Below are 18,499 nucleotides of genomic sequence, written 5' to 3'. Positions count from 1 at the left end.
TAAGGCCTGACGGAAAATATGCTAATTCAGTTTATACATTTTACCTGGTAAAGCAATTACAATCCCTTTCATTTCCAGGCTCAGCAATTGCATGGCCAGCCTGCTTTGACTGAGGCCAGACCTGGCGCTGATCTCATCTACCGCCAGGGTTGTATCTTTTAAAAGTCCTACAATTTTGTGTTCTTCTGTAGAAAGGTCAATAGCCATTTGTAGTTGCGAATCAGCCTTTTCGGGGAGTGTCTCTTCCCATCCCAGGTAATAGATCAAATCCCTGGCATGCGCAATCAAAGCCGCCCTATTGGTCTTGATCAGGAAATTACAACCCTCGGAGTACTGGTCGCTTGTCCGGCCCGGATAAGCATATACATCTCTGTTATATGAATTTGCAATATCAGCAGTAATCAGCGCCCCGCCTCTGGCTGTGGCTTCCACCACAATGGTAGCATCCGCTATACCCGCAATAATGCGGTTCCGTTTCGGAAAATTCTCTTTATCGGGAACAGTACCCGGCAAAAATTCGGTCAGAAGTCCCCCGTTTAATACCATTTTCTGGGCAATAGGCTGATGTAAAGGCGGATAAATCCGGTCTAAACCATGCGCCATAACCCCAATCGTAGGGATATTTAGTGCCAGGCTTTCTTTGTGCGAAGCCACATCTATACCATAAGCCATTCCGCTTACTATAATTACGTCATAAGGGACCAGGGTTTCCACCAGCTCCCTGCACAGTTTCCTGCCGTATTCTGTTGCCCTCCTGGTGCCAACAATACTGATGATCCGGGGATGGTTTAAATCTGCAGTTCCCCTGTAATACAATATAACCGGCGCATCGTTACAGTTTTTTAATCGCCTGGGGTAATTTTCATCCGTATAAAAAAACACCTGTATCTTGTGTTTTTTTATAAAGGCAAGCTGCTTTTCTGCTGCCTCCAGTGCAGCTTTATGATTTAAAATCTCAGAAGCAATGGCTTCTCCTATTCCCTGGATTTCCATCAGTTCCCGCTTCCTCGCCTTAAAAACGGCTTCTGAAGTACTGAAATGATCCAGTAATTTCTTTGCGGTGACGTCTCCTACACTCCTGACAAGCGTAAGCGCTATGTTATAAATTAAACTCATAGGCTAAGTTATAGGGTTTACCTACTTACAACCACACAAACAAAATTAATTAGCTAATTATCAGCTAATTAAAATTAAACTATAAAAATAGTTTGTAAACTATAAAAATAGTAGTAGCTTTATACTAACCTTAAAAAGAATACAACAATGAGAGAACTTACAAAAGCAGAGGAGCAGGTAATGCTGATTTTATGGGAGATAAAAGAAGGTTTGGTAAAAGATGTGATTGATAAAATGTCGCCGCCAAAACCAGCTTATAATACCGTATCTACCGTAATCCGGGTATTGGAAGGTAAGGGTTTTATAGACCACAAAGCCATCGGGAATACACATATCTACTTCCCTTTGATCAGTGAGGACCAGTATAAGCATTTTGCATTCGACAAAGTAATGAACAATTATTTCGAAAACTCCTATCAAAGCCTGGTATCCTTCCTGGTAAAAGAAAAAAATATGGACATGAATGAGCTGGATGAGTTGATCCAGCTGGCAGAAAAACTTAAAAACAAAAAATGATGAACGCCTTATATTATTTACTGGAAGCCAATATATATTTAGCGGTATTCTACGGTTTTTACCGGCTGTTTTTATACAGAGAAACCTTTTATACGCTAAACAGATATTACCTGATTGCCGCAACAACCCTTGCTTTTGCCCTTCCCCTGCTCCAGCTCGGTTATCTGTACAATTTAATTGGCCGAAATGCTGCAGAACAAGCCAGTACTGAAATTACAAAAATAGCTATACAACCCTACCCCGAACTTAATTTAATGGTGTACAGCTATATAGCCATCGCTGCTGCATTTCTATTCAGGTTCCTGATCAACCTCAGCCACATCATTCTGCGGGCATTTCAGAATCCAAGAATCAGGAAAGACAATGTGGTTTACATAGAGTTGCCCGGTTCAGAAACCGCATTTTCATTTTTTAAATTTTTGTTTATTAACCCTCAGGCAGCAGATAAAAGCACCATTATCAGGCATGAACTGGTACACATTCATCAGAAGCACAGTGCCGATATCGTATTCTTTGAAATCATCCGGATCCTGGGCTGGTTTAATCCTGTTACCTATTTCTTAAAGAAAGACATCAAACTTTTACATGAATACATTGCCGATGAAGTCACAACCGGTACCGTTCAGAAGCATGAATACGCGATGTTCCTGATCCAGAATTCATTTGGTGTTGTGCCAAACCAGCTCACTAATCAAATATTCAATCAATCTATATTAAAAATGAGAATCGACATGTTAAACAAAAAAAGATCAGCAGGATGGGCAAGGCTCAGACTCCTGCTGGCACTGCCTCTTGCAGGTGGAATGCTCTGCGCATCTACCATGGCCTTTACCAAAGATTACGCTACGGTAGACCTGTACCCCGAAAAGTACAAATCAGTAAGCGCAGCCAATCAGGACACCTTAAAAAAGGTCAAAGTATCTGCTAAAAAGCCTATGAAAGTAAACATAGCACCCCCACCTCCCCCTGCGCCAGCTGCACCTGCACCACCTAAACCTAAAAAAGGGAAATCCGAAAAAGTAGAAGTGAAAACGCTCAAATTCGCCCCTCCAATAATTAAAGCAGATAAAAGGAATGAAAATGAACCTCCTCCACCTCCACCTGTTGAGGTAATAAAAATTCAGGAAATAAAGAAAAATTAAATCAGATTTAACTTACTGCGGAATGTAAACCACGTATTTGGTTTCAAAAAACTCTTCTTTAAAGTAAGCTGAAAGCGGATATAGTTCCGCTTTTAGGCGTGATTCAGCAATCTCTTCGGCCAGGTCTCCACCCTTCAGATAAAGAATCCCATTGGGAACTGCATTTTTAGATTCCTTATTGAACTTTCCTTTTATCCAGGGATAAAAATCAATCAACCGTGTAACTGCCCTGGAAACCACAAAGTCATATTTATCTGTAACCTGCTCTGCTCTCAAATGGCTGGCTTTAACATTTTCCAAACCTAAAGCAGCAGCCACTTCTGTAACGACTTTAATCTTTTTCCCTATAGAATCGACCAGGTGAAACTGCGTCTCCGGAAACAAAATAGCCAGCGGAATTCCAGGAAAACCACCCCCTGTACCTACATCCAATACCTTTTCGCCCGGTTTAAACGTGCAGAATTTAGCAATTCCCAGTGAATGCAAAATATGGCGTTCATAAAGTTCATCAATATCTTTCCTGGAAATCACATTGATCTGCGCATTCCAAAAACTGTATAAACTATACAGCTGGTCAAACCGGGCAATCTGCTGCTCCGTAAGCTCCCTGAAGTATTTCTGTATTAACGTTGATTTTATTTCCACTGTACTTTTTTAACAAATATAGACAGAATGCTATTAAAGACTAAAAAAATGAACAATAGCAAGTCCAAAATTGGGAACCACCAGCTCAAATCACCGTAATTGAGCCGTTTCAGTAACCTTGGGTAAACAAAACATCTGATTAAAATGCTCAATATAAGGATCGCCAAAGCTGGATACAAAGTGGTTTTAAAACACATTCCCGCAATCAGCAGCACGTAAAAAAGGAATTGTACCGCAATCTGCAGCGATAAAATAAACTTATGCTTAGGTTTATACAATTTCCCGGCACCGAAATGACGTTTTTTTTGCCGCAAATAAGCTTTCAAGCTACTATTCGGCTCACTCCACACATAGGTATCTTTATGGATCATTATGGATGTATTGCCATTATGGGCATGTGCATTTACAAAAAGATCATCATCGCCAGAAGGGATATGCATGTGCGCGGCAAAGCCTTTATTGTTGAAGAAAAGCGTTTTTTTATAGGCCATATTCCTGCCCACCCCCATATAAGGCATACCCTTTAAAGCAAAAGACAGGTAATTCACGGCTGTAAAAAAAGTCTCAAAACGGATCAAAGCATTCAGCAAACCTCTTTTTTTCAGGTAAGGCGAATAGCCCAGCACAATCTCGGCTTGCTGTTCATCAGGCTGCTGCATACCCAGTAACCAGTTCGGCGAAGCCGGTACACAGTCTGCATCCGTAAATACCAGCCAGTCGTACGAAGCCGCTTTTATCCCCATGGTTACCGCAAATTTTTTACCCGCAATAAACTTGGTACCCTCCGTTACGGTAACCACCTTAAGCCTTTTATATTGCTTTGCCATAGTTTCCAGCAATTCATGCGTTCCGTCCCAGGAGCGGTCGTTCACCACTACAACTTCGTAATCAGGATAGTTCTGTTCCAGCACAACAGACAGGTATTGTTTAAGATTTTCCACTTCATTGCGTGCACAGATGATCACGCTCAGGGGCTTTCTGGCCAATTGCGGGAGCTCGTCTACCTTTGTAACTGCCAGCTTAAGGTGTACAAACAAGCTAAAATATAGCTGTACCAGGAAACAAAAAAGTAAAATACTGAGCAGGACAATCTCAAAGTTTCCAATATGTGTTGCGCGCGCTAAACGCTCTAAAAAGGTTAATTCCACGATGTATTTTTGAAGGGGTCAAATTTCTGGTTTTTAATCTGTAATGTTCCTTTATGTTGATAAAAAATTTAACCCTTTAATCCTCCGATTTTTGCTATTTTTGCCGGGATTTTAAAGAAACGGATTAAAACTTGATCCGCTAAACACACATAGATGAAATTTAATTTAGAGGCGGCCGATCAGCATTCAAAAGCAAGAGCAGGTACAATCACTACAGACCACGGCGAAATACAAACACCTATTTTCATGCCTGTCGGCACTGCAGGAACGGTTAAATCCATTAATCAGCAGCAGCTCAAAAATGATGTCGATGCCAAAATCATCTTAGGGAACACCTATCATTTATACTTAAGACCAGGTCTGGATATTCTGGAACGTGCAGGTGGCTTACATCAGTTTATTGGCTGGGACAGGCCTATTCTTACCGACAGTGGTGGTTATCAGGTATATTCATTAAGTAAAGTAAGAAAGATCAAAGAAGAAGGCGTAACCTTTCGTTCGCACATAGACGGTTCTAAACACCTTTTTACGCCGGAATACGCCATGGATATCCAGCGCACTATCGGGGCCGACATCATTATGGCCTTTGATGAATGTACACCTTATCCATGCGACTACAAATACGCAGCAAATTCCATCAACATGACGCACAGATGGTTAAAACGTTGCTGCACCCGGTTCGACACCACCGAACCTAAGTACGGCTTTAGCCAAACCTTGTTCCCTATCGTACAAGGGTCTGTGTATAAAGACCTGAGGATCAAATCGGCTGAATTTATTGCAGCTATGGACCGCGAAGGCAATGCCATCGGAGGATTATCTGTAGGCGAACCTGCGGAGGAGATGTATGCCATGACAGAAGTGGTCTGTGACATCCTTCCCTACGAAAAGCCACGATATTTAATGGGAGTAGGCACACCGATCAATATCCTGGAGAACATTGCATTGGGTGTCGATATGTTCGACTGTGTAATGCCTACCCGGAATGCCAGGAACGGCATGCTTTTCACCAAAAATGGCATCATCAACATCAGCAATAAAAAATGGGCCGATGATTTCTCGCCTATAGAGGCAGATAGCGATTTGCTGGCCGACAAGGTGTACACCAAGGCCTACCTGAGGCACCTTATGCATTCAAAAGAGATGCTCGGCGCCCAGATTGCCACACTTCATAACCTGCATTTTTACCTTTGGCTGGTTAAAACCGCACGAGAGAAAATCATAAACGGCGAGTTTTACGCCTGGAAAAACAAAATGGTTACTATCTTAGGTAATAAATTATAGATGCGCATTATCAAAGACAGGATTAAAATTTTAGATTGGTACATCATCAGCAAGTACCTGGGTACGTTTTTATATACCCTTACGCTATTTGTGGTGATCATCATTATTTTCGACCTATCCGAAAAGCTAGACGACTTTCTAAGCGCAAATCTTAGCTTCTGGCAGGTTGTTTCCCTGTATTATGCAGGTTCTATACCTTATTATGTAAACATGCTTTCGCCGCTGATCAACTTTATTGCGGTTATATTTTTTACCGCTAAAATGGCCGATCAGACCGAGATTGTACCCATTTTAAGTGGCGGAGTAAGCTTCAACCGCTTCCTGATGCCTTATTTTGTATCCGCATCCATCATTTTTGCGGTTAACCTGGTCTCCAATTTATACATCCTGCCCTATACCAATCAGCTCAAAAACAGCTTCGAGAACACCTATGTAAAGAAGAATGACCCCTCCAGTAAAAGTAACATCCACATGAAACTGGACAACAACACCTATATTTACATGGACAATTTCGACAACAAAACCAAGGTAGGCACCAGGTTCTCGCTCGACAAGTTTAAAGGGGATGAACTGACCAAAAAGCTGGTTGCAGATGAGATCAGATGGGATTCCTTAAAACGCTCATGGAAGCTCAGCAATTACTCTGTAAGAGATATAAACGGCCTTAAAGAGACTTTTACAAGCGGCTCGGCACAGGTTAAAGACACGGTGCTCGACATGCGTCCTGATGATTTTTCGGCCTACGACAACATCTTCGAGAACCTGAGCAACAAAGAACTCTCTGAGAAAATCAGGAAGGAAAAGATACGGGGCTCAGGTATCTGGAACGACCTTTTGTTTGAGAAATACAAGCGCTATTTACATCCTTTATCGGCCTTTGTGCTTACCCTTATCGGCGTAGCTTTATCCTCCAGAAAGGTCCGTGGCGGGGTCGGACTCCCATTGGGAATCGGCATTTTATTAAGTTTTGCTTACATTGTATTTAACCAATTCGCAAAAATGTTTTCGCTTAAAGGCGGCATGCCGCCCCTTTTTGCGGCCATTGCACCCACCCTTTTCTTCGGTTTACTAGGCCTGTACCTGCTCAAAAAAGCACCAAAATAGTATGTCCCAAGATCCGGACAACCCCATAAAAAACCTTATAATTTTACACCTCACCGTGTTCATCTGGGGCTTTACAGGGATACTTGGCGCCTTAATATCCGTAAATGCGGTACAAATGGTATGGTATAGAGTGCTGATTGCTGCCATTACCCTTTTCATCTACTTTAAACTCAGTAAAACCAGCCTCAGGGTAACAAAAAGGCAATTTTTACAATTCTTTTTTATAGGCAGCATCGTTGCTGCACACTGGATCCTGTTCTTCCATTCCATCAAGGTTTCTACCGTCTCTGTTACCCTGGTATGCCTGTCATCCATCACGCTTTTTACAGCAATATTGGAACCACTGATCAGAAAACAAAGAATCAGAACAACCGATATTGTGGTCGGATTGATCATCATTTCGGGCATTTACCTCATCTTCAAATTCGAATCGCAGTATACAAAAGGTATTATTTTCGGGCTTCTGGCAGCCCTTACAGCCAGCCTTTTCAGCTCAATAAATGCTACGCTGGTGCAAAAAAGCAACCCCATAATCATTGGTTTTTATGAGATTTCAGGAGCCTTTTTCTGGATCACTTTATACCGTTTGACTGATGGAACACTGGCCACAGAGCGCTTCAATTTGAGTGTCAGCGACTGGCTTTACCTGACTTTCCTGGGCACCGTCTGTACCGCCCTTGCCTACGTTGCAGCGGTCTCTGTAATGCGTACTTTGTCCGCCTTCAGGGTAGCGCTCATCACCAACCTTGAGCCGGTATACGGCATCCTGCTTGCCTTCATTTTCTTTGGAAAAAGAGAGGCCATGTCGACCGGATTTTACCTCGGCGCCATACTGATCCTGGCCACGGTATTCCTTTATCCGATCTACAAAAAATACAAAAAACACGATCAGTAAACTGGAAAATACCAGGCTATAAAACCCGGCTGTTTTCTGACCTTACCGGTTCCCTTTTCCAGCAGGGAAGGGGAGGCCGCAAGAGACAAAAAATACGCAAAATCAAGTGGCATCCAGGGCTAAAAAAGATCATATTTTTTATCAGAAAAACCACACATAAATCCCAGGATCCATATACAAAATCAAAAAATGCTTTGTAAAATTTGTTTTATTTCTCGGGTAAATAGTGTACCTTAATTGTATAATTTAATGTGCAGCCGGAACAAGGGATTGAAAATAAAAAAACGGCTAAAACCACCATTAAAAACCTAAAAAACACATTAAACTTTAAAAAACACAAACACACTTAACACAATAAATATCAAACAGATAAATACAATCACATAAAATAAAAGATAAAATAAAATCAATCAAAAAAAATCTAAAAAACTAATAATTTTAGCAAACACAATAAATGAAGATAAAAAAACACAATAAAACTTTGATAATCAGCACTAAAATAACCTTAATATTAAGTTTTATTTCACAATCAGTTTTTTCACAGATTTTCAACGAAGAGCAAAACCCACTTAGTGTAAAATGGCGTCAAATTAACACCTCTGGATTCAAAGTCATCTATCCTCAGGAAATGGAAAAAGAGGCACAAAGAATGGCCAATACCCTGCCCCATATTTACCCCTATGTAGGCGGCAGTCTGGGCAGGCAAAAAACCAGCATCCCGGTACTGCTCCAAAACCGTGGAGTGATCGCAAATGGCTTCGTTCAGCTGGGCCCGAAAAAGTCAGAATTTTACACCACCCCACCGCAGCAGTTCGACAGTCAGGACTGGCTCAACAACCTGGCCGTTCATGAGCTCCGGCATGTGGCACAGTTCGACAAACTGACTGGCGGAAAGGCACACCCTTTTCCGGAGGAAGTGTACCTGGCCTGGTTCGGCTCAAGCCTCCCGATCTGGTTCTTTGAAGGCGACGCCGTAAGTACGGAAACCTCGCTCACCAATGCCGGTCGCGGAAGGCAGCCCTCCTGGATCATGCCTTACCGGGCAGCCCTTTTGGAAGGCCGGAATTTTTCTTACAGCAAAGCAAACTTCGGATCTGAAAAAGACATCACCCCGGGCTACTATCAGCTCGGTTACCTCATCGCCTCCAACATCCGGAAACAGGAAGGCCGGAATATTTTCGACAGCGTATTGACCGACATCCGTCGCCGTCCCCTCCGTCCCTACCCATTTTCCAACACACTCAAAAAATTAACAGGACATGGCAGTCACAACTGGTTCAAACAAACCAGCGCGCTGATCAAAGAAAAATGGACGGAGCAGGCCGCAAAATCTTCTTCCGAAAATTACAGTCCGCTCAATGCACCAGCAAGCTATGCCAGCAGCTATTTCATGCCGGTAAGAATTAACGAAAACAGCATATTAACTTTAAAGCAAAGTAAGGCCGACGTACCGCAGTTCATTCTGATCGATAAAAACAAAAAAGAAAAACACCTGCTCAACATCGGCAGGCAGGAGCAGCCCTGGTTCAGTTATGCCAACGATCTCATCGTATGGGACGAGGTGCGTTACGATCCGCGCTACCGGCAACGCAGCTACAGTGTCATCTGCAGCTACAACCTTAAAACTGGAAAAGTAAAAAAGTTGAGCAGCCGCAGCAGACTCTTCTCCCCTTCTCTTTCATCCGACGGCAAAAAAATCATCGCGGTAAGGTTCGACCTCAGCAACCAGTGCAACCTGGTAGAGCTTGATGCTGCAAACGGAAAACTGCGCTACACCTACCCCAACCCTCAGAACCTGATCCTGCAAACCCCGGCCTTTGACGCCAGCGGAAATACGGTGGCCTATATCAGCGTAACGGAAAAAGGAAAGGCCATGTGGATCAGCAACCGTTCCGGCCAGAGCCAGCAGATGATCCCCAATACGCAACAGCAGATTACAAGACCAGTATTCATCAACGACCAGATCGCATTTAACGCGCATTATAGCGGAGTTGACAACATTTACAGCATAGATATCAAAACAAAAAAAATAAGCGCTCTGAGCGCAGCAAAATACGGCGCTTTTAATCCCTCTTTCAGCAAAAATTCAAAAACAATAATTTTTAACAACTACACTGCATCCGGATACCAGGTTGCCGAAACCACCCTCAGCCCCCGTCAAACCGGCGCCAGCAATTTTGTATTTTTTGGCGAGGCCGCCGAAAAACAGGAACATACCGGAAACGTATTTTCAAAAATCCCCGACAGCACCTACAGCTCCAAAGCCTATAGCAGGTTCGGCAACTTGTTCAATGTGCACAGCATCATTCCGATTATTGAAGACGAATACCAGTTTGGCCTGCAGCTCAACTCCAACAACCTGCTCAGCACCTTCAGCAGTTTTGCAGGCGCACAGTACCACCGCGACCTCAACCGTTTTGAGTACAATGCAGGTTTTGTATTGAAAAGTTTTTATCCCATCATCAGTGCCACCTACAGGAACCGGCCAAGAAGAACATTTTACAGCACCAACAGCGGCATATTCCAGGGCGACTGGCGCGAGAACAACATACAGTTGCAGGCATTACTACCCATCAACCTCAATACCCTGGGCAGCACCTATAGCTTCTCCTTAAAAACAGCCACCAGCTTTACCAAAAGGTACCAGCCACAAAACATGCCAGCCAATTACATTTCCACCTTAAAGTTTCCAATGGAATACAGTTTCACCTTCCAGCACAGCATCCGCCAGGCCGAACGTGATGTGGCGCCGCGCTGGGCACAGATTTTAAGGACAACCTATTTACACCAGCCATTCGACAAACAACTGGACGGCAGTTTATTTGCCGGAGAGGCTTTCTTCTACTTTCCCGGTCTTTTCAGAAACCATTCTTTCCTGGCTAATTTCAACTACCAGCATGCAACAGGCGTAAGAAAGTTCGAAAGGGAAATTAACGCTGTATACGGCTACAACAACATCAGGGCAATGAGCATGCTGAAAAATACGCTGTTGTTCAACTACAGGTTCCCTATTGCCTTTCCTGATGCCGAACTTGGCCCCATTGCCTACATCAGGAACATAAGGGGTGGTATATTCTGTCATTACGAAAATATAGGCACCGAAACCAATCTGGGAGAGCCCAAAACCTATGGATTTGAACTTCGCAGCAACATGAACGTGCTGCGTTACCAGCCAAATGTAGAAGTTGGCGGGAGATTTGTGTTTGTCAATAAAGTTTACAACCAAAACCCTATATTAGAATTAATTTTAAACTATAGCTTTTAAGTCATGCGCAGCAAAACCGTCTTCATCATCATCTTTACAGCACTCATTACTATTTTTTTAATGATCAATACAGATGCAGTGGAATTCAACTTTATCTTCGTTAAGAAAGACATTTCCAAGCTGCTGGTAGTGGGTGTATGCACTTTCGTAGGCTTTATACTGGGCTTTTGGGCCGGCCGGCCTAAAACTACCATAAGCTCTTACGACCGGGAAATTGACCAGTACGACAACAAGAACAAGCTGAGCGATGAAGACAGGGATTACATCCAGTAAGCCTTAACCACATAAAAAAATGCCTGAACTCAATTGAACTCAGGCATTTTTTATGCTCCTGTTTTTATGCCAAAATTACTTAAGCCAAAGCCTGTTCTATATCGGCAATAATGTCGTTGATATGCTCCAGGCCAATAGATAACCGGATCGTCCCCTGCTCAATGCCCACCTGCAAACGTTCCGCTTCGCTCAATTTCGAGTGCGTACTGGTTGCCGGATGTGTGGCAATAGACCTTGTATCACCCAGATTGGCCGAAATAGAGAACATCTTCAGTTTGTTCATAAAGCGGCTGGCCGCCTCAACACCACCATTAATCACCAGGGTTACAATTCCACCCCCCTGTTTCATTTGCTTTTTGGCAATTTCATACTGAGGATGCGAAGGCAGGAAAGGGTACATCACTTTTTTGATGCTGCTGTGCGCTTCAAGAAATTCAGCAACTTTCAAGGCATTTTCGCAATGCCTGTCCATACGCACAGCCAGTGTTTCCAGGCTTTTAGACAAAATCCAGGCATTGAAGGGTGACATGGCCGGCCCGCTATGCCTTGCAAAACCTTCAATTTCCTTGATGTGTTTTTCAGAACCCAGGATAACCCCACCCAGCGTACGGCCTTGTCCGTCTATGAATTTAGTTGCCGAGTGGATAGAAATATCCGCACCCAGCTTTATCGGCTGCTGCAGGTATGGTGTAGCAAAACAATTGTCTACCACCAGCATAATGCCATTTTTCTTTGCCAGTCCGGCCAGCCATTCCAGGTCAATAATGTCGATACCCGGATTTGAAGGCGTTTCCACAAAGATCATCTTTGTATCCGGCCTGATCCCCTGCTCCCACTCCTCGGGTTTGTCCAGATCAGCATAAGTGTAGCTGATGCCCCATTTAGGAAAAATACTGTTGAGCAGCTGGTGCGTAGAACCGAAAACCGAACGGCTCGATAGTACATGGTCGCCAGACTGGAGGAAAGTCAGAAAAGTTGTAAATATGGCCGCCATTCCGCTCGCTGTAACCCATCCCGCTTCTGCACCTTCCAGCATAGACAGCTTATTGATCAGCTCATCTGTATTCGGATTTGCATAACGGCTGTAAACATTGCCTTCCTTTTCGTTGGCAAACAGGGCGCGCATATCCTCGGCATCGTCAAATTTGTAGCTCGATGTCAGGTACAATGGTACCGAGTGTTCTTTAAATTGGGTTCTTTCAGCTTGTAAGCGTATGGCCAGTGTTTCAAAATTCTCTTCCTGCATTGTATTTATTGATAATTAATCTCTATTGTATATCATTTACGGTATTTTTGTGCCTACAGCAAAGGATATCAACCTAAACATTGTAAAACACCCTGTTGCATTTTTCCAGCTCCGGCAAACTGACCTTCTGATCAAAAATGCCATATACACAGGAACCGCTGCCGCTCATTAAAGCAAACAATGCCCCCGATTGATACAGCTTGCTTTTAACCTGCTCAATTTCCGGATAACCTGAAAAAACAGAAGGCTCAAAATCATTTTCAAGCTGCCCCTTCCATTTCTCTACAGGCAAATGTATTAAATCTTTTATCGATCTGCGAGGGCTTGCGGGCTTTATTCCGGCATAAGCTGCTGCTGTAGAGACGTGCACAGGTGGTTTTACCAGCACAAGGTGATAATTTGACAAATCTATTGCGATTGGCTCAAATTCATCGCCCTTGTCAAAAGCAAATGCAGACCTGTTTTCAATGAAAAAAGCACAATCGGCTCCCAGCTTCCTGCCGTAATCCTGCATCGCTGCAACAGAAAGGCCCAGCTTGAATTTTTTATTGACCAGTTTAACCAGATGGGCCGCATCCGAAGAGCCCCCGCCAAGCCCTGCACCAACCGGAATATTCTTTAACAGGGTAATCTGCTGCTCCGGTAAATCAAAATCTTTTTTTAATGCATCAAAAGCTTTTAAACAGAGGTTATCCTTGGCCGCTCCGGGCACATCAATTCCCTCTACCACACAGGTCGTTTCCTTTGCGTCTGTAATTTCAACTACGTCGTTCAGTTTCACCGGATAAAAAATGGTTTCAATATTATGGTAACCATCACTTCTTTTCTCCGTAATGTTTAAACCAAGATTGATCTTGGCATTGGCAAAAGCAAGCATGTATTCTGCATTTTAAGGTCCGCCGGCAAACTTACTAAATTTATGAATGGCTTTGCTGTGGCAGCTGACATTTGGATTGGGCAGCGCATCCGCAAGGATTTGAGCATGCTGATCAGGGGCAATTACGATGGCGATATGATCAATCGCTTTAATAAGCCAGCGAGAGAGGTCATCTGACGATGCTATAACCCGGAAACGCAAAAATTCAATTTTTCCGAAGATAGCTTCGCAAGACTTAAAGGCGCTGAATTCAACATCAAGTCCCCATTGATGGCCTGAATTATTTTTTTCTGCAGGACAACACCAAAACTGTGATCAACAGCCCTGCTTTTAATCCGGCCGGAGTATGTGGCGCGATGATAAGCCCCGTATGGTCGGACATTCACAAACTGAAACTCCCCTGTAATTACCCCCCCTGACCAATGTTGCCTTAGCAACACCCGGTCTTGAAAAGCTGGGTGTTGAAAAAAAACGCATGGTAACGGAACAGTGTTTGGCCCCCGACGTTTTATAAGTACACATTTATGCGTACTTTTGCATACAAGTACCCTGTAAACAATATGAAGCAATACTTAGATCTGATGCAGCATGTGCTGGATCATGGCACGCAAAAGCACGACCGTACCGGAACGGGAACCATTAGCGTATTTGGTTACCAGATGCGTTTTAACCTGCAGGAAGGTTTTCCGATGGTGACGACCAAAAAACTGCACTTAAAATCGATCATCCACGAGCTGATCTGGTTTTTAAGTGGCGATACCAATATCAAATACCTCAAAGATAACGGTGTGCGAATCTGGGACGAATGGGCAGATGAAAATGGCGACCTGGGCCCGGTTTATGGTTCTCAGTGGCGCTCATGGCCTAAACCTGAGGGCGGACATATAGATCAGATTGCGCAGATTGTAAATACCATTAAAAACAATCCCGATTCCAGAAGGATCATCGTATCGGCCTGGAATGTTGCAGAGGTAGAAAATATGGCGCTTCCGCCATGCCATGCTTTTTTTCAGTTCTATGTGGCTGATGGAAAATTAAGCTGCCAGTTGTATCAGCGCAGTGCCGATATATTTTTGGGCGTTCCTTTTAACATTGCCTCCTATGCCCTGCTGACCATGATGGTAGCGCAGGTATGCGGGCTGCAATATGGCGATTTTATCCATACCCTTGGTGATGCCCATTTGTACAACAACCATATTGAACAGGCCAAGCTGCAGCTTAGCCGGGAACCTAGGCAATTACCGGTAATGGAAATCAATCCTGAAGTAAAGGACATCTTCGGTTTTAAATATGAAGATTTTACACTTAAAGACTACGATCCGCATCCACACATTAAAGGAGTGGTAGCCGTATGATCCTTTCTATAGTTGTTGCCATTGCCGAAAACAATGCCATAGGAAAAGATAACCAGTTGCTGTGGCACCTGCCTGCCGATCTGAAGCATTTTAAACAAATCACTACCGGCCATACCATTATTATGGGCCGTAAAACCTATGATTCCATAGGCAGGCCCCTGCCCAACAGGCGTAACATTGTAATTACAAGAAGCCCGGAACTGGCGATACCTGGTGTCGAAGTTGTGAACCATCTGGATGAAGCAGTGGCGCTTTGTAGTAACGAAGCCGAAGTATTTATTATTGGTGGGGCCGAAATCTATAAGTCGGCCTTTGCCCGTAGCAACCGCATTTACCTGACCAGGGTACACAAAAGCTACGAAGCAGATGCTTTTTTTCCTGAAATTGATGCCGGCATCTGGGAAGAGACCAATATTGAAAGGCACTTACCGGATGAAAAAAACAGCGTAGCTTATACTTTTTCGACACTTCTTCGGAAATAACTGAGCCTCTATAATAAAAAAACAATAAGGTGGCCTATTAATTAAAAAAATAATTAGATTTGCCGACTTGTTAAAAAAATATATAGCAGATATAGACTAATTATTACAAACAAATGCAGGGTAAAGGTTTTATTAAATTTATGGCAATACTTTTGGGTATTGTCTGTGTGTATTCTCTCTCATTCAACTTTGTTACCTCGAAAGTGGAAAGAGACGCAAAAGCTTATGCTAAAGGAGACGTAGAAAAAGAAAAAGCTTATTTAGACTCGATGGCCACTGTGCCGGTTTATCCGCTTTTTGGTTTTAATTATCAATTCTGTAAAGCAAAAGAAATTAACTTAGGGTTAGACCTTAAGGGTGGTATGAACGTAACGATGGAAATATCGTTAGGTGAACTGGTAAAATCATTAGCCGGTAATACCGATGATGTTAATTTTAACAAGGCCTTATCTAACGCTCAGCAGCAACTGAATGCAGGTGGAAAAGATTTCATCACTCTGTTTGTAAATGAATATGAAAAACTTGCTCCGGGCAAACAGCTGGTAGATTTTTTCTCTAACCAGGACAACGCAAAACTGCTGAAGCCAAACGCAAGCAACAACGAAGTAAAAAGCTTTTTGTCTAAAGAAGCCACCAGTGCAATCGACCGCTCGTTCATCATCATCAGAAGCCGTATCGATGGTTTCGGTGTGGTAAGTCCGAACATGCAGAAACAGGAAGGTACCAACCGTATCCTGATCGAGATGCCGGGTGTACAGGACAAAGACCGGGTACATAAATTGCTGCAGGGTTCTGCTGAACTACAGTTCTGGCAAGTGTACAGCAACCAGGATGTATACCCTGTAATGGAAAACATCAACAAAACGCTTGCGCTTACCTTAAAAGATACTACTGCGGTTACAACAGCTGCAAAAGATACTGCTGCAAAAAGTGGAAGTAAACTGGCCGGACTGGCAAAAAAGACAGATACTAAAGATTCGGCCAGTGTTAAAAATAACGAAGCCATAAAATCCAATCCTTTATTTGCGGTATTACAGCCTCCAACCTACCAGAGCGAAAACGGACAGCAGGCTTTACGTCCGGGACCGGTTGTTGGTTTTGCAGCACAAAAAGATACGGCCAAGGTAAATGCTTTCTTCAGAAGACCTGAGATCGCTGCTATCATTCCTCAGACTTACAAATTCATGTGGAGTGTTAAACCTGCTGACCTTGGTGTAGCCAATACCAGCAAAATTTTTGAACTGTATGCCATTAAAGTTTCTTCATTAGATGGTAAACCAGATCTTGGTGGCGAGGCCATCAGCGATGCACGTGCCGATTTTAGCCAGGATGGTAAACCGGAAGTAACCATGTACATGACTGGCGACGGTGCCGCCAAATGGAAAAAAATTACGGCAGAAGCTTCTGCCGATGTAAACGATAAAAAATCTATCGCGATTGTTTTAGACAACACGGTTTATTCTGCACCAACAGTACAGAACGAGATTCCTAACGGTATTTCCCAGATCACCGGTAACTTTACACAAAACGATACACAGGATTTAGCCAACATCTTAAAAGCAGGTAAACTGCCTGCCCCGGCAAGAATTGTTGGAGAGTTTGTGGTAGGACCTTCATTAGGTGAAGCCGCGATCCACAATGGTTTATTGTCATTCGTGCTTGCCTTTGTGGTGATCCTGATTTTCATGGCCCTGTATTACAACAAAGCCGGTTGGGTAGCCAACCTTGCTTTGGTCATCAACCTGTTCTTCATTATGGGCATCCTGGTATCACTGGGTGCGGTATTGACTTTACCTGGTATTGCCGGTATTGTTTTGGTAATCGGTTTGTCGGTGGATGCGAACATCCTGATCTTTGAGCGTGTAAGGGAAGAGCTGAATTTAGGTAAATCTACCCCGGTAGCCATCAAAGAGGGTTTTAAACATGCGATGTCGTCTATCATCGACTCCAACGTAACCGTACTGGTATTGGGTGTGATCCTTTACATCTTCGGTAGCGGCCCTGTTCAGGGTTTTGCCACTACCCTTTGTATCGGTATCCTTTCTTCATTATTCTGCGCCGTACTGATCTCGCGTTTGGTATTCGATACACTGCTGGAGAAAAAAGCGAACATTACCTTTGGTAACAAAGCAACCATCCACGCATTTAAAAACATTGCCTTCAACTTTGTTGGACACAGAAAATTATACTATACCATATCTTCAGTAATCATTGTTTTAGGTTTCATCTTTTACTTTAAAAATGGCGGATTGAACCTGGGTATCGACTTCAAAGGCGGACGTACCTATATCGTTCACTTCGATAAAGCAATGCATACAGAAGATGTAAAAGCACAGCTTTCAAGCGTATTCCCTGAGTCGGAAACCATCGTTAAAACAGCTGGCGCCGACAATGAGTTGAAGATCACCACTACTTTCCACATTACCGACTCTGACATACAGGCAGATAAGATTGTAGAAAATGCTTTAAAGGCTGGCTTGGCCAAAACAGGCGTAAAATATACCATTGAAAGTAATGAGAAGGTAGGTCCTATCATTGCGAGCGACATTGTATATGGTGCTTATGGTGCCATCCTGTTCTCCTGCCTGGTGATGTTCATTTATATCGTGGTAAGGTTCAAGAAACTGAACTATGGTTTAGGTGCGGTTATCGCCCTGTTCCACGACGTATTGCTGGTACTTTCATTCTACACCATTTTAGATGGTGTGATGCCGTTCTCTTTAGAGATTGGGCAGGACTTTATCGCAGCGATCCTGACTGTTATGGGTTATACCATGACAGAAACGGTAGTTGTATTTGACAGGATCCGTGAGAAACTGGCAGAACAAGGTAAAGAAGACCTGCACGGAAAGGAAAGAGAAGACCTGATCAACTTTGCACTGAACAGCACACTGAGCCGTACCATCCTGACTTCATTAACGGTATTCTTTGTATTGCTGGTGATCTTTATTTTCGGTGGTACCAGCATCCGCGGGTTTATTTTCGCCCTGCTGATCGGCCGTATCATTGGTACCTACTCTTCACTGTGTATCTCTACCCCTATTGTACTGGATCTTGGAGAGGCCAAAGTGAAAAACAAAAAATAAGTAATTACAAACCCGTGATAAATAAAGGCACCCTTTTTGGGTGCCTTTTTGTTTGTTATGTATAT

General features: G+C 43.3%; 16 protein-coding genes. 11 read left to right on the top strand and 5 right to left on the bottom strand.

Translation table 11 applies throughout. The features are described 5' to 3' along the window. Positions 1 to 21: 21 nt before the first annotated feature. Positions 22 to 1,116: a DNA-processing protein DprA gene (gene dprA / locus ABIE26_RS02170; protein ID WP_310140539.1), complete on the bottom strand. Its 1,095-nt coding sequence runs from the start codon at positions 1,114 to 1,116 to the stop codon at positions 22 to 24. Between the two features lie 147 nt (positions 1,117 to 1,263). On the opposite strand from dprA, the gene ABIE26_RS02165 reads away from it, so the two are divergent. Together ABIE26_RS02165 and ABIE26_RS02160 are read left to right on the top strand one after the other, a co-directional pair. Then, positions 1,264 to 1,632 (top strand): BlaI/MecI/CopY family transcriptional regulator, encoded by a 369-nt coding sequence (locus tag ABIE26_RS02165; protein WP_084241065.1) that lies wholly within the window; start codon positions 1,264 to 1,266, stop codon positions 1,630 to 1,632. After that, positions 1,629 to 2,774, top strand: coding sequence for a M56 family metallopeptidase (locus tag ABIE26_RS02160; RefSeq protein WP_310140543.1), 1,146 nt, complete (start codon positions 1,629 to 1,631; stop codon positions 2,772 to 2,774). The genes ABIE26_RS02165 and ABIE26_RS02160 overlap by 4 nt, the downstream gene beginning before the upstream one ends. Before the next feature lie 12 nt (positions 2,775 to 2,786). On the opposite strand, the gene rsmG is transcribed toward ABIE26_RS02160, so the two are convergent. After that, complete coding sequence (gene rsmG, locus ABIE26_RS02155) at positions 2,787 to 3,419, bottom strand: 16S rRNA (guanine(527)-N(7))-methyltransferase RsmG (RefSeq protein ID WP_310140547.1); 633 nt, start codon at positions 3,417 to 3,419, stop codon at positions 2,787 to 2,789. Then, the gene (locus ABIE26_RS02150) at positions 3,410 to 4,567 is read right to left on the bottom strand and encodes a glycosyltransferase (RefSeq protein WP_310140549.1); all 1,158 of its coding nucleotides are present in this window, start codon (positions 4,565 to 4,567) and stop codon (positions 3,410 to 3,412) included. Before ABIE26_RS02150 ends, rsmG begins: the two co-directional genes overlap by 10 nt. A gap of 153 nt (positions 4,568 to 4,720) precedes the next feature. Between ABIE26_RS02150 and tgt the strand changes: the two genes are divergently transcribed. The 5 genes from tgt to ABIE26_RS02125 all read left to right on the top strand — a co-directional run bounded on the left by tgt (position 4,721) and on the right by ABIE26_RS02125 (position 11,388). Then, positions 4,721 to 5,851 (top strand): tRNA guanosine(34) transglycosylase Tgt, encoded by a 1,131-nt coding sequence (gene tgt / locus ABIE26_RS02145; RefSeq protein WP_310140551.1) that lies wholly within the window; start codon positions 4,721 to 4,723, stop codon positions 5,849 to 5,851. Beyond that, positions 5,852 to 6,955 carry an LptF/LptG family permease gene (locus ABIE26_RS02140; RefSeq protein WP_310140553.1) on the top strand — a complete coding sequence of 368 codons (1,104 nt, stop codon included), beginning with the start codon at positions 5,852 to 5,854 and terminating at the stop codon, positions 6,953 to 6,955. It abuts the gene before it with no gap. Between the two features lies 1 nt (position 6,956). Then, the gene (locus tag ABIE26_RS02135; protein WP_310140555.1) at positions 6,957 to 7,850 is read left to right on the top strand and encodes a DMT family transporter; all 894 of its coding nucleotides are present in this window, start codon (positions 6,957 to 6,959) and stop codon (positions 7,848 to 7,850) included. A gap of 628 nt (positions 7,851 to 8,478) precedes the next feature. After that, complete coding sequence (locus ABIE26_RS02130; protein ID WP_310140557.1) at positions 8,479 to 11,115, top strand: TolB family protein; 2,637 nt, start codon at positions 8,479 to 8,481, stop codon at positions 11,113 to 11,115. 3 nt (positions 11,116 to 11,118) lie between these two features. Continuing rightward, positions 11,119 to 11,388: a hypothetical protein gene (locus ABIE26_RS02125; RefSeq protein WP_310140558.1), complete on the top strand. Its 270-nt coding sequence runs from the start codon at positions 11,119 to 11,121 to the stop codon at positions 11,386 to 11,388. 79 nt (positions 11,389 to 11,467) lie between these two features. On the opposite strand, the gene ABIE26_RS02120 is transcribed toward ABIE26_RS02125, so the two are convergent. Beyond that, the gene (locus tag ABIE26_RS02120; protein WP_310140559.1) at positions 11,468 to 12,634 is read right to left on the bottom strand and encodes an O-succinylhomoserine sulfhydrylase; all 1,167 of its coding nucleotides are present in this window, start codon (positions 12,632 to 12,634) and stop codon (positions 11,468 to 11,470) included. A 73-nt stretch (positions 12,635 to 12,707) separates the two neighbouring features. Next, a complete protein-coding gene (gene ispE / locus ABIE26_RS02115) occupies positions 12,708 to 13,511 on the bottom strand; it encodes a 4-(cytidine 5'-diphospho)-2-C-methyl-D-erythritol kinase (RefSeq protein WP_310140561.1) in 804 nt (267 codons plus the stop codon). Positions 13,512 to 13,553: 42 nt separating this feature from the next. Here ispE and ABIE26_RS02110 point away from each other — a divergent pair, with 42 nt between their 5' ends. From ABIE26_RS02110 to secDF, 4 genes are all read left to right on the top strand, one after another. Next, a complete protein-coding gene (locus ABIE26_RS02110) occupies positions 13,554 to 13,688 on the top strand; it encodes a hypothetical protein (protein WP_310140564.1) in 135 nt (44 codons plus the stop codon). 383 nt (positions 13,689 to 14,071) lie between these two features. Continuing rightward, positions 14,072 to 14,866 (top strand): thymidylate synthase, encoded by a 795-nt coding sequence (locus ABIE26_RS02105; RefSeq protein WP_310140567.1) that lies wholly within the window; start codon positions 14,072 to 14,074, stop codon positions 14,864 to 14,866. Further along, positions 14,863 to 15,348: a dihydrofolate reductase gene (locus ABIE26_RS02100; RefSeq protein WP_310140570.1), complete on the top strand. Its 486-nt coding sequence runs from the start codon at positions 14,863 to 14,865 to the stop codon at positions 15,346 to 15,348. The genes ABIE26_RS02105 and ABIE26_RS02100 overlap by 4 nt, the downstream gene beginning before the upstream one ends. 113 nt (positions 15,349 to 15,461) lie before the next feature. Then, a complete protein-coding gene (gene secDF, locus ABIE26_RS02095; protein WP_310140572.1) occupies positions 15,462 to 18,434 on the top strand; it encodes a protein translocase subunit SecDF in 2,973 nt (990 codons plus the stop codon). The last annotated feature ends 65 nt before the right edge of the window (positions 18,435 to 18,499 follow it).

Origin of the sequence: Pedobacter africanus, assembly GCF_040548825.1 — a bacterium.
Lineage (GTDB): Bacteria > Bacteroidota > Bacteroidia > Sphingobacteriales > Sphingobacteriaceae > Pedobacter > Pedobacter africanus_A.
Note: the sequence above shows the minus strand (reverse complement) of the source record. Positions and strands in the feature narration are given on the sequence as shown.